Origin of the sequence: Pseudoalteromonas sp. SG43-1, assembly GCF_014164415.1 — a bacterium.
In the GTDB taxonomy this organism is placed as follows: domain Bacteria; phylum Pseudomonadota; class Gammaproteobacteria; order Enterobacterales; family Alteromonadaceae; genus Pseudoalteromonas; species Pseudoalteromonas distincta.
Map to the genome: position 1 here is coordinate 66,323 of NZ_JACJFD010000026.1, position 13,298 is coordinate 79,620.

At 37.1% G+C, this 13,298-nt stretch carries 9 protein-coding genes; 4 read left to right on the plus strand and 5 right to left on the minus strand.

The window, feature by feature from the left end:
* Window positions 1-3: 3 nt before the first annotated feature.
* The 3 genes from H5159_RS16575 to H5159_RS16585 all read left to right on the plus strand — a co-directional run bounded on the left by H5159_RS16575 (window position 4) and on the right by H5159_RS16585 (window position 5,244).
* On the plus strand, window positions 4-2,808 hold the full coding sequence (locus tag H5159_RS16575; protein ID WP_220496470.1) for a sigma factor-like helix-turn-helix DNA-binding protein: 2,805 nt from the start codon (window positions 4-6) through the stop codon (window positions 2,806-2,808).
* 229 nt (window positions 2,809-3,037) lie between these two features.
* A complete protein-coding gene (locus H5159_RS16580; RefSeq protein WP_182780680.1) occupies window positions 3,038-4,078 on the plus strand; it encodes a hypothetical protein in 1,041 nt (346 codons plus the stop codon).
* On the plus strand, window positions 4,075-5,244 hold the full coding sequence (locus H5159_RS16585) for a potassium channel family protein (RefSeq protein WP_182780681.1): 1,170 nt from the start codon (window positions 4,075-4,077) through the stop codon (window positions 5,242-5,244). The genes H5159_RS16580 and H5159_RS16585 overlap by 4 nt, the downstream gene beginning before the upstream one ends.
* A gap of 12 nt (window positions 5,245-5,256) precedes the next feature.
* On the opposite strand, the gene dndE is transcribed toward H5159_RS16585, so the two are convergent.
* The 4 genes from dndE to dndB are packed head-to-tail and all read right to left on the minus strand — an operon-like array spanning window position 5,257 to window position 10,312.
* The gene (gene dndE, locus H5159_RS16590; RefSeq protein WP_182780682.1) at window positions 5,257-5,616 is read right to left on the minus strand and encodes a DNA sulfur modification protein DndE; all 360 of its coding nucleotides are present in this window, start codon (window positions 5,614-5,616) and stop codon (window positions 5,257-5,259) included.
* Window positions 5,616-7,574 (minus strand): DNA sulfur modification protein DndD, encoded by a 1,959-nt coding sequence (gene dndD, locus H5159_RS16595; RefSeq protein ID WP_182780683.1) that lies wholly within the window; start codon window positions 7,572-7,574, stop codon window positions 5,616-5,618. Before dndD ends, dndE begins: the two co-directional genes overlap by 1 nt.
* A complete protein-coding gene (gene dndC, locus H5159_RS16600) occupies window positions 7,564-9,231 on the minus strand; it encodes a DNA phosphorothioation system sulfurtransferase DndC (protein WP_182780684.1) in 1,668 nt (555 codons plus the stop codon). The genes dndD and dndC overlap by 11 nt, the downstream gene beginning before the upstream one ends.
* Window positions 9,221-10,312, minus strand: coding sequence for a DNA sulfur modification protein DndB (gene dndB / locus H5159_RS16605; RefSeq protein ID WP_182672700.1), 1,092 nt, complete (start codon window positions 10,310-10,312; stop codon window positions 9,221-9,223). The genes dndC and dndB overlap by 11 nt, the downstream gene beginning before the upstream one ends.
* Before the next feature lie 135 nt (window positions 10,313-10,447).
* Here dndB and dndA point away from each other — a divergent pair, with 135 nt between their 5' ends.
* A complete protein-coding gene (gene dndA, locus H5159_RS16610) occupies window positions 10,448-11,575 on the plus strand; it encodes a cysteine desulfurase DndA (RefSeq protein WP_182780685.1) in 1,128 nt (375 codons plus the stop codon).
* A 481-nt stretch (window positions 11,576-12,056) separates the two neighbouring features.
* Here dndA and H5159_RS16615 read toward each other — a convergent pair whose 3' ends face one another.
* Window positions 12,057-13,061 (minus strand): nuclease-related domain-containing protein, encoded by a 1,005-nt coding sequence (locus H5159_RS16615; RefSeq protein ID WP_182780686.1) that lies wholly within the window; start codon window positions 13,059-13,061, stop codon window positions 12,057-12,059.
* Between the last annotated feature and the right edge of the window lie 237 nt (window positions 13,062-13,298).

Here is a 13,298-nt window from a genome sequence, read left to right on the forward strand (position 1 = left end):
GTTATGTCAGCACTAAAGATGTTTTTTTGTATTGTTAACGATAATGGTGCTGTAGATGTGACGGTTCATCGAGAACTTAACTCAATCTACACTTTGTGGAGCAATGAAAAAATGTTTAATAAGGTCGGTATTATACATATCGGTTTTATGCGTCCAAAAGTACCGAGTTATGAGGAGATCGAACATTTCAAGGAAAGTATACTTGTTTCTTCAAGTGTAAAGTGGGCCTTACCTAGAGAGTATAGAACAAGTAACAAGCTCGCAAATAATAGTAAAATACCTCTTTATCAATTGATATCAGGCTTTGGCTACGATATTGAGATAGAGGAAGATCTCCCTGTAACGGAAAATGCAGTACGAGAAACTAACTCTAAGGTAGAAGGTAATCATACGATTGCTTCTGCTGCTTTAGAAGTCTTGGAGTCAACATCTCAATCTATGTCTAAAGAGGAGATCTACGGACATATTATAGATCGTAACCTTTTCAATTTTGGTGCAAAAAAACCAATTAGTGTTTTAAACGTTGAACTGAATAGGCATTGTAAAGATTCAGAATATAGCCACTCAGTATCAAATAAAATATTTGGAAAAACTAGCAATGGATTGTTTTATGCACTAAGTGCTAAAAAGGAATTTACTGGCTGGTTAAAAGTATTACATGATGAAAACCCTAGTTTAGAAAGTGAATGTTTAAAGTTACTTATTTTTGATGACAAAACGTATTTAGAAAAGAGGCATGAGCTTACTGATCAAGTTAGCCGTGAGTTAGATTTAATAAGGTTTGAACAGTTTAAGCTATCAATAGATACAGAGGACCCAAGTCAGCTTATACCAATACTTCCAATACCTATCTTAAATGCACATATAAGCCAATTAGGTTTAACTGTAAGAACGAGTAATGTATTTAGCATTCAAGATATTTTTTGTTTAAGAGATGCTTTAGGTATAAAACTTACGGATATGTTGAAATGGCCCAACTTCGGGAAAAAATCAGCAAAGGATTTATGTGAACTATTAATAGCAAGTGCCCCAAAGTTAACTTTTCACCTTCCAAATTCAACATCAAAAGGTAGCATTCTTACGGAGCCTTCAAATACTATAAATCAACCTACTTCTGAATATGATGAAAAATCAGCTGATTTTACATTGGAACATATTAAGTTGATCCCGTTAAAACAACATTTTGAAAATTCATTAGAGTTGTTAAGTGAAAATGCGAGGCTTGTTCTTGAATATCGTACTGGTTATAAAGAGCCAATAAAAACCTTAGAAGAGGTAGGGCAGTTAGTTGGTGTTACAAGAGAGCGTATACGGCAAATACAGAAAAAAAATATCAATAAAATTATAGATACTGAATATTGGGATGACTGTATAGCCTTAAAAATTGGTAACTTATTAATAGATAGGGACCAACCTCTATACCTAGAAATGCTAGAAGTTGAAGATGATTGGTTCTCAGGTTTTATAGGAAATTATCAACACTTAGCTTCTATTATTGAGCTTTTTTCAGAAAATCAAATTCAGCTTTTAACTATAAATGGTGCCGTAGTCATCTCAAGGATTAGTCAAGATGATTGGGATAATCTTATCAGTGGTTTTAGAAAGTCACTAAGAGTTAAAGCAGGTGAGTGCCGTTGGACTAGAGATGATATAAGCCTAATGTTTAAAGCTGAATTAGAAAATAAGGGGGCAATAGAACTTTTATCAATCCTGTGGGACACTTTTAATGATACTTTACAGTTTAATTCCGAGGGTGAAGTATTAACTGCTTATGGCAAGTCAAGTGAAAGTGCTGTTTTTACTGTGTTGCAGCAAGCAGAATCACCATTACACTACAGTGAACTAGCGGAGAGGGCATCTACTCTGTTGGGGAAAAAAGTTGATGTTAGAACCGCACATAATTCGTTGGCAAAGCTCGGAGCTAAACTTTTTGGTCGTGGTACATACGGTTTACCTAAGTTTAATCCTATTTCAGACTTAATATGTAAACACATTCGCACAGTTGTTAGCAAAATGATGTATGAAGGTCCTTTAGCAAAACAGTGGCACGTCACAGAATTACTTTCTAATCTAAAAGATAGATTCCCCGCCTTACCTGAAGATTTAGACCTCTATATTCTTAATATTATTCTTGAAGATTGTGACGAACTTACCTATTTAAATAAAAATGTTTGGGCTAGAGCTGACTCAAAGCAAAAACCAACCGATCGAGTTGATATGGCTGATGCATTCACCAAAATATTAGAAGACGCAGGTAAGCCATTGAAAGGTAAAGAAATGAAAGCTCGTCTAGAAGCTATTAGAGGAGTACATGAAGCGTTACAGCTCCAACCAACGGATAGAATGCTACAAGTAGGGCCAGATACTTGGGGTCTTTATGAAAGAGATATTAATATTGACTCTGAAAGCATTACTCAGTACCTAAATGTGCTTCATAGCTACCTGAAAAATGAACAAAAAGGTATTCATGTTACTGAAGTAAATGACTTTTTAGAAAAAGTAAATTTAGGTTTAGAATTACCAGAAAGCTATACTTTACTTAGTCTTGCGCAACAAGATGAGCGGTTTTACCTTGGCCGCTCTATGTTTTTGGGCCTTGCAGAATGGGGAGAAGATACACGCCGCTATACAAATGCGCAGGCTGTGAGAAAAATATTAGATGAAATGACTAAGCCAATGAGCATTATGGAAATTAATGCAAAAGTGCATTCTTTAACTGGAATTGATACAGCTACAACTGTAACGGGGATTTTGATTAACGAAGGTGCAAAATATTGCAAAGAGCAACGGCTTTGGTTCAAAGAGTAAAAGTTGGCATTAAATTATTGCCACACAAAAACCAAGTGGCGATGTAATAAGCACTAATTTGCGTTCTAACCTGCCCTCTAAGCCCGCATTACGAGTGAAAAATGGTACTGAAAGCCGCGTAATCTAAGATGAGCAAGGCGCAGAAGTACTAAACGGTAAAGGGGATGCTTATCTTAAATCAGAAGGTAAGCTGGTTAGAATACAGTGCGCAAGAATAGAGGTCTAATAAATGGCAATCGGATATAAATTACAAGATATAGATGTAAATCTCTCTCAATTGATGCTTGATCCGGATAACTTTCGCCTGGATAGAAAAAGTACTAAGGCAAAAACACCTGATAATTTAGTTGAAGGGCTACAGGCAACAATACTTGAAAAACTAGCGAAAGAGCAGTTAACGGTCTTGAAAAACTCAATTTTCGAAAATGGCTTTTTAGAAGTTGATCGAATAGTTGTAAGAAAATTAGATATAGACTCAAAGAAGCCCTTGTATCTTGTTATTGAAGGAAATAGAAGAACCGCTGCATTTAAGCTTTTGATAGAGGAAGATGAAGAAGGACTCATTGACCTAGATGAAGAAATTATAGATAAGTCTGAAAATATAAACGTTGTACTTGTAGAGGGAGAGGAAGCGGATATTGAAAAATACATAAATATCTTAATGGGTGTTCGCCATGTATCAGGACCCAAGCCTTGGACAGGCTTACAAAGTGCAAAATTAATAGATGAAATGTTTGAATTGCAGGATTTCAACGCTTCTCAAATTGGCTCGATTATGGGGATTAGCCCTCAAGAAACTAATCGAAGAAGAAGAGCTTTTTTGGCATATAAGCAGCTAGAAAATGATAAAAAATATGGTAAGTATATTGATCCGGATAAGCATTATGCGCTTTTGTCTGAATTTACAGGTAAAAGAAAATTGATGGAATGGCTAGATTGGGATGATGACAGCTGTATACAAAATAAAAAAGCTAAGGATGTTATATATAAACATATTGTAGCTAATGATGGGCAAGCAGATGTTCACAACCCAACGCTCGCAAGAGAATTAGTTAAAGCTATCACAATACCTCGCTATGAAGCTAGGTTAATAAACGGAGAGATGTTAAGTAATTTAGGGCCTATTAACTCCAAAGCCGAAGATATACTCAAATCTTTTAAATCGTTTCATAACCTTCTAAAAAGCATCACTCCGGCTAACTTTGAAGGAGAATTAAAAGAATTATCCAATAAGATTATCAAGCTTCTTAATAAAGGGGCTAGTTTATGATTAGTGTTGATTTTGAATCTGTATTGCAATTATTAATTACTAGGGTTAATGAATATGGTAGGTACAGTGCTTATGATGCATTGAGGGACTATATCGAAGAAGAAGTTATTGATGGATTAGAAGACGCAACAGACGCTCAAATTGAAAGCTTTATCCATTCTCAATTTGAACCTCTCAAATCTTACCTATTGGCTAAAGAAGATTTAGGTTTAAAGGTTGGTAAAGACTTAACTTGTACGAAAGCTAAAACTGTAACTAATAAAAAAGTAAGTGATAATTCGAAAAAATGTAAGGTTGAGTTCAACAAATCACTTGTAACTAAAGGGTTAACAGACCTTACAAAAGAAGATGTGAGAGCTATCGAAAGGCAATCTTTAGAAGCTGAAAGAATTGAAGATTTTGAAAATGCCTTTGATGGTTTTGAAAAGCTTACAGACTATTATGAATTCATTGATAAAAACAGAACAGAATCTTTGAAAATGCTTATGAAAAAGGCAAACGCAGCGAAAGAACTTAATCGAGCTGATTCGTACAAGTATTTTAGTGCTTCTGCAGATTTACTTATGCTTTTCTATAAGAATAATGAAGCAGGTATGTATTATGAAAAGGCATATCAAGAGCTAAAAAAGAAAAACACTAATACAGTCTCTGATGCAGGTATCAAAGGTGTTGACTTATTGCGTAAAGCAAGGCTTCAGTTTAACGCAGCAGGGGATGAAAAAAAAGCATCCAAACTATTTATTCTCGAGAATGAGGAAGAGAGGAAAAGAACAGGTTCAAAGGTTAAATACTTCTACAAAATTTTGTCTAACTACGGAGAATCTCCCGCCAGAGTAGCAAGTTGGATCGTTGGGGTGATACTTGTGTTTGCTCTAACTTACTACATTTTCGATATAAACGCACCTAGCAAGGCATCTCTAGTTTGTACAATAGATGCCACGGAAGAAGCGTTAAGTAGCTGCATAGAGCATGAATCTAAAGAAATAACTAAACAACATCCTTTAACCTATGTGTATTTTAGTACAGTTACGTTTACCACGTTAGGTTACGGTGACTACTCTCCTTTAGAGGGAATAAGCAGGGCATTGGCATCTTTCCAAGCATTACTTGGATTAATACTTTCCAGCTTATTCATTGTTACTTTTGTCAGAAGGTTTAGTCGGTAAGTATGAGACAAACTATCTTAAATAGCTTGATTTAGCTAAAAAACTAATACCTCTATTCAAATGTAACTTAACAAAATCTCCAAAGTGCTCACCAGCTAGGTGTGCACTTTGTTTTTGATAGGCTTCACGCAGCACTGCTAAGTACACATCGGCATATTCGCCAGCAAACACCTTCCAGCTCATTTCTACGTTACTGTCTGATGGAATATCTTCAACAGGGGGGATTGAATCTTCAGCGAGGGACATACACAGCGCCCAGCGGCACAGTACGTTCCAGTTTTCGATGCCCGTTTTACTCTTAAGGCGAACGAGTTGCTGTTTTTGCTTTTCAGAGAGCTTAATAGAGTCAATTGTATGGAGTGTGGTATTCATTAAAAGTACCCCTCATTAAAGGTTGAGGTTTGTTCTTGCTCGTTGTAACTAATGTGATATTCACGGCAAATAGCAGGCTTTAATTGCGTGTAATATTGCCCTGTTATTTCTTCATCAGTCGATAATAAAATCACTTGGCTAGACGCTTTAGGGAAGTAGTTATTAATTAGCTTAGTACGGTGTTTACCATCTAATCGCCCAAGTGGTGTATCTATAACGGTGGGGATTTCTTTGCCTGATGCTTCAGCCAAGCCCCATAAAATAGCGATAGCGAGTAACTGCCTCTCACCGGCCGATAACCGGCTTGGCGACATAGGGTTTTTATTGGTATCGAGTAACGTAAGTTTGAATGAGTCTGGGCAAATTTTAACACCGGTAATTAAGTTATTTTTACGAGAAAGATCAAAAAACTTAGCGGCAATGTGCTCTTCAAGCACTGTTACATTTTCACGTATTAGCTCATCAGCAAATGATTTCATGGTATTTTTAAGCTTACCAATATGATCCGCGACTTGAATTGAGCGTTTTTGTTCAAACGTGTCTCTGCTTTGTTGGGTTAGTAGGTTTGCGTAGCGTGTATTTAACACTTCGTCACGTGCTTGCGCTTGCTGTAACAACTGCTGTTTTTGTTTTATTAAAACAAAGTTGTTTTTAAGCTCGGCTTCAAGCCCGGCTAGTTCACTCAATAAATGTTGCACAGTTTCGTAATCAGGTATTGATTCAAGCTTTTTATTAAATAGCGCTTGTTGTTCAAATAATTGTTCGCGAACTTTTAGTAAGTTTGAACGCTCTAACTTATCTAGTTCAATTTTTTCATCAAGACCATTAAAAATAGCTATGTTACATGCAATATAACACTCTGTGCTTGCTAGTTCTTCGCGTTCTTTGGCAAGGGTAGCCATTTTATTACTGAGTGCGCTAAGCGCGGTTTCTGGTACGTTTTCATTAACTAGCGTTTGCGTAATTGTGGCTTCATACTCTGTGATAGCACTTTGAATAACGTTCGCTTGTACTGCCTGTTCTTCCTTTTTAATTTGGGCTTTTGTGCTTGATATTAAATTGGGTATTAAACCAAGTGGTCCGCATCCGGCATCTAGCTTTACACGTTCGGCTAAGTTAGCTTTGAGTTTTTCTTCAATTGCGCCTAGTTCAAACTTTATAGTGTCGCGCTCTTCAATTAAATGAGCGCCTGCACTTCTTACTTTTTGTCGGGCTTTATTAATACTCAAGTTAGTATCACTGGCACGTTTTTCTAAGTTAGCAATGTCAGTTTTAAAGGCTGATACAATAGTTGTTTGCTCAGTTATTTCTGCTGCAAGAGCTTCTACTTTGGCTACTACGGTTGTATCTAGGTTTTCACTTTTACGTTTACGCTCTACATTATTTAAATCAATTTGCAGCTGAGAGAGTAGGTCAAGCCCTAGTAAATTTTCTATACCCGTTTTGATTAAATCAGCACTTCTGTCTGGGTGTGCTAAATTTTCTATTTTTTCGCCATCAAAAAAGAATAAATCAGATAAGCTAAGTGGAATAAATTCGTTTACAAACTCATCCCAGTATTGGCTCAAATGAGAATCTTCTTGTTGATTACAATAAACTACAACTTTATCTTTTACGTCTTTTGTATTTGTTTTCCAACTTCGAACAATAACAAACTCGTTAGTTGCTGTATCAGTTGTGTGAGTAAACGTTAGCGAAATTTCAACTGTATCGTCGTTACCCACATAACGATTTTTGGTACTTATTAAATAATTACCATATGACTGATGACCTCGGTTAGAGCATTTGGCATGCTTACCGTAAAGCACGAGTTGCAACGCATCTAAAAAGGTCGTTTTACCACCACCGTTTAAACCACCAAATAAAATAATAGGTTTATCTTTTGCTGTAGTTAAATCGACTTCGTGTCGCCCTTGATAAATACCAAAGTTTTCAAGGGTAAGTTGTTTAATTATCATCGTGTACCTCTTCAAAATCGATAAGCAGTGAGCTGTAGCCCTGTTCTTTTATCGATTTAGTTACCATGATGATTTTTTCTTGAATGGCAGCTTTATCATCTTCAGTTAAGTTAGGAGAATTACTCAGTTGTATTTGTAAGCGGTTACGTTCACGTTCAAGTGCAAACTGTTTTGCTTCAAATAAATTGTTAAATGCGCCTTTATCTAAACTTTGTGTAAGCTCATCGGATAGTTTTGCTCTACGCAGTTGGTTTTTATGTTTATTAGCAATACTCATAACGGCACGCATTTGTTGGTATAACAAACCATCTTCGTCGCCTTGTTCTTGGCAATGCGCTTTTAATTTATTAAGTACATCTAAATTAAGAATAGGATGGTGTGCGCGTTGCTTACCTGGATAAGGCTTTTTGAATACATTTTGGTAAATTTTAGGCACGCTATCTTCAGCTTCGTGCTTTTCTTCAAGCCAAATTCGGCGTATTTCTTCAAGATCTTCTATTGGTAAAAGCTCTAAATTTTTAACTTCATCAGGCCCAAGTTGTTGCACTGCTAGCTGTGCTTCTAAAACTTTGCCAAGTAAGTGTTCTCTAAATTTTTGTATGTAAGGGCCTGGTACTAAATCGGCGCCATGTTTGGATATATGCACAGTTAGATTGCCATTCATACGTCTGAAATCGCGATTAGCTTTATCTCGTGTTAGTTTTTCAATTTTTTTAGCGCGGTTAGAGTCGTTAACTTCAATTTCGTTACGAAGCGCTACAAGTGGATACATCCACTCTTTTTCATCGTCGTTGGCAATCATGGCATTCATTGATTTATCTTCAGATACCATTGTACAAACGTAGCAACCAAAACGGCTATCACCACAGCTTTGCGTAGATTTATCCACTACAAGTGGGCATTCACCGCCTTCAGTTGCGCCCTGATACATTCCCATTAAATCGTGATTTGGGAAATTCCACGGGTTATCTACACTATTTAAGTACACCCACACATCATCGTTACTCCAGCTAGCAATCGGTGTGTAAACCCAAACTCGCTCAAGTGAACCGTTTTCGGTCAAGCCAAGCGCTTTTCGTGTATTGGTGGTCGAGCTTTCAAAGCGCTCCATACTTGCAGCACGTGCTGTACTTTCGGCTTTACGCGTACCAAGTACTAAAATGGCTTCGCCATTTTTATCAGCCATGTTTTGAATAAATGTATTTGATGGCGATATTTTTAGGCGGTCTGTACACCATCTAAATTTGTAACGAGGAGCAGGGTAACCCTTACCGATTAAGTTAACCCAAAAGCGGTCTTTTACTGCAGGGGTAAGGCGATGTGGCACTATAGGCAAGCCTTGTGCATCGGCTTGTTCTTTCATTCGCTCTAGCGACTTTCCTACCCACATAGCAACAATTGGGTTTTCTACTAGAGTATCGGTGCTTATTACATGTACTTTTTTTTCGCATTTACCTTCTTGAGCTAGCTCTTGTAGGGCATACCAAATCAACTGCAGTATAGCAGTTGAATCTTTGCCGCCACTGTAGCCAATTACCCATGGAATAGAATCACTTTGATAAAGCATTTTTATATGTTTAATGCTTTGCTCTATAGTATTTTTTAATCCATCTTGGTTAAATGCAGAATGGAACTGTACTACGCTATCAGTAGCCATTTCGTGCCTCTTTAAATGTTTTTTCTACCAATTGTTCTTTATCGGTAAGTGGAATGTTTAAATGCGATTTAATCTGTATACAAGTTAGCTCAGCTGCTTTTCGATTATTTGTCATGGAGTTATTTATGACGCAGCGGCCAGACCAATTTATGCTGTTACGGCTCCAATTTATTTTTTGAAGCCCTTTTAGTTTACTTTGCCATTTGGGCTCGTTATTCAGTAGGTAAAATCCTAATAAACCCAGGGCATGAAATGTTACTGCGTGTGCGTGAATTGATTCGTCACGTAACTCACCACCAGACGCTTTATCGTCGCAAATTAATTGCCAAGCAGGCATATTTTTAAGCACTTCGTGCCAAAACTCAAAAGCTATTGGAATTAAAGACTCATAATTATTTTTTGTTATTGTGCCTAGTAAGTACTTGCTAGCTTTGTTTACAGCGCTATGGCTTATTAATTTTCTAGAACGCGGACCTAAATTACTTTTTTCCATGTGTACAAGCTTTGTGAATTGCTCACTTCTAAATATTATAGTTTTAGAAAGAATTGCATCTGGCTTATCGTCATAGGTAATACTCAAAGAGCTGTCAGTTTTTACTGGGTATAGATTTAGATCTTTAAAAATACGTTGCCGTTCTTCTAGTGATTTATTTGTAAAAAACACGACTGAAATAGTTTCATCTGCAAGAGTTGGGTCTGCTTTCAAGGCTTCTAAAATGGCAGCATTACGGTGTTGACCATCGGTAATATAAATTTCGGCATCTTCATCGATAACTAAAGTACCAATTTTTTGCTCATGCTTTGATTCGCCAATACCTACAAATTCACTTAAACCGTCGATACATGCGGTAAGTGCTGAAAAAACATAATTATCTCTACTATCTAAAATATAATTTGCGATATCAGGAATGCGCTCTTCGTTTATTATTCGTTGAGCACGCTGATTTACAGGTAATTGACCTTCATCTAAAGTAAATATTTTACTAAGTCTTTTTAGTGGGCACATTACAATGTAATATTCTGTTTTTGCTTGCATTCCTTTAATAGCTGGGAATGAAGTTCCTGACACGATTTGGTTCATAGTATTTTACAAATAAGTTATAGTTAAATTTGTTCGTGAATTTATTGCTTTGTTCGTACGAACTTTAGGGCGGAGATTTTACATGAAAATGTCAGGCCTGTCTTGCTTAGTGTAAGAGTTTATTTTGAGGATAAAATGACAACTTATTTAGATATGAATGCCACGGCACCGGTGCTTAATGAGGTTGCTGATTTAGTTAGAAAAATGTTTTTAGATGAATACGGAAATGCGGGTAGTCGTACTCATGAGTTTGGTGCTAATGCTAAAAAATCTGTAGAAAAAGCACGTAAACAAGTAGCTGAAGTTGTGGATGCTGATAAATCGGAAGTTATTTTTACTAGTGGCGCAACAGAGAGTAATAACATTGCGATTCTTGGGTTACGTGAATTCGGTGAGCAAGAATCTAAAAAGCATATAATTACCACTCGAATTGAACATAAAGCTGTATTGGAGCCTATTGAGTATTTAGTTAAAAATGGCTTTGAAGTTAGCTTTTTAGAAGTTGATGAGAGTGGTGTTGTTGACTCCGATAAACTCAAACAGTTATTGCGAGAAGATACGCTACTTGTTTCGATCATGCATGTGAATAACGAAACAGGCTCTATACAGCCTATTACTGATATTTGCGATGTACTTGAGTTACATTCAGCATTTTTACATATCGATGCAGCTCAAAGTTTTGGAAAGTTGAGCGACGATTTAAAAAATAAACGCATTGATTTAATTAGCGCAAGCGGACATAAAGTTTATGCCCCAAAAGGGGTTGGTGCCTTAATCATGCGAAAGCGTGGCTTTTTAAAACCGCCATTAAAACCAATCATGTTTGGCGGTGGGCAAGAAAAAGGACTACGACCAGGCACCTTAGCGGTACCACTAATTGCAGGTTTTGGTTTAGCTTGTGAAATAGCACAAAAAAATGCTTTAGCATGGCAAAAACATGCACAAAAATTAAAAGATGAATTGATCGCAGCTTTAAATACTCTTGATGCGCAATACAACGGTGAGAATACATCACCCTTTGTGCTTAACTTTTCCGTTCCAGGTATTAACTCTGAGGCGGCAATGGTTATGTTAAAAGGGATCGCAGCTGTATCTAACGGCTCTGCGTGTACATCATCAAGTTATACACCTTCACATGTTTTAACTGCAATGCAATTGGATGAAAAACGTATTTCCGGTGCAATAAGAGTTTCATGGGGTCATATGACAGAGTCATTACCTATTGCTGAAATAGTTGAAAAGTTGGAACAGTTAAAGTTGTGATGTTGATTTAGTTAATTGTTAGCACTGTAGCTAAGACAATTCTCCCCTTCAACTTCACCTGCAAACACATAATTAATGAGTAATTACCTCGCATGGATTCGAGGAAAGCGATGCTTGCACATGGATGTGCTTTCATCGCGTTTACGTTCATATTAATTTAGTGTTTAAAGATAAGTGAAATTGAGGGGCGCCGTGGGTGACGAATGACCAAAGCGTAGCTTTGCAGCTTGAGGAAGTGGAAGCATGGATGCTGACAGGAACCCGGCTTCAAGGATGAAATATTAGCAGCAGAGCTTATTTGAAGAAGACCGCCCCTTGGTTGCCATCGCCAATGCGATATTTGTAAATTATTTTAAAAGCTACGCTTTTCGCGCGAGCAAGCTGAGCGCCTACAGGTGTTTAGGTGGGTTTTGTAGCGTTGATTGAGGTAATGAGCTAGTTACTAAAGAGAAAGCGCGATGTAAAATCGCACCTACAAGTGCTAAAGCTTAATAGGCGTACTTATCTCACAATCTTTGCATACTAAAGAGTAATTTTCTTTACGTTTGCTTGTTTTAGTATTGATGCTTGAGCACTCAGGGCATGGTGATTTCATTGGTGTGTTTACACTGCAATTGCCGCATTTCACAAAGTAACCATAACGTCCGGAAAGAGGCTGTAAATTACTCGAACTATTACATTGCTTACAAGCTAATGTTATCTCTTTGATTAGATCAGTTTTAGGTTTTACTTGTTCAGTAATGGTTTGCTTGGTCGCTATTAAAGTATCATCGTAAACAGGTTCTGATTCGCTTATCTTTGCAGATACATATGAAGGCTCTTGTAAGATAGGTGATATATTTTGCTCTAAAATAAACTGGCAAATTCTATCCAGTGTTTCTTCACTGAACCACGGTCGAACGTTCGTTGTAAAAAGATGAAGCGGATTAGGTTTAGACGCAGGAAGCTTCATTATTTCGAGTAATTTATCAGTTATAAATTCTGATTTAACTAATCGGTCTTCAATTGCTTTTGGTGTGTTTTTCCGGTTGATAATGGCGTTGCTCGATATGGCACAAATACTATGCCACTCTCTGCCACCAAAACCCTGTTGCAGCTTGCCAAATAATTTAGTGAGTAGCTTTGGTGCATTGTCGCGCATTAGGCTTTTTAATAGCTCTAGTTGTAATTCAACCTGTTTTATTGGCGATGGCATACCTTGCCAGTTGCCGCGATAACTGCGACTCCATTCTTGATGTTCATTAATCGTTACTTCGCCTGTAATGCTTTTAGATTCGATAAGAATAAAGCCATAGGTGTATGCGATTAGATGGTCTATTTGTGCGGTTTCGCCATTGTGTTTAAATTTTACATCGTTAAACACAAATACCTGACTATGATCTTTAAAGGCGCGGCGTAAATAAAAGGCAACGTCGAGCTCTTGCTTTTGACCTGCTTGTATTTTAGATGAGTTGCTGTTGATGAGGGTTTTATCTTTTAGAATCATGAGGCGTCCTTTCAATCATGTATTTGCTTAGAATATCATTGAAGTACCGAATAAGAATACTGCTTAAGTTCAAAAAACGCGAGAGAAACTCCCACCTACAATTTAAAAGCTTCGCTTTTCGCGCGAGCAAGCTTCGCGCCTTGTATCTCTCATTGATAAATGATTAGCTATCATTTATCACATCGAAGTCAGTGAGCTTGCCTTCGCGTCTAGTATTTAATACTGCTCCGTAGATAA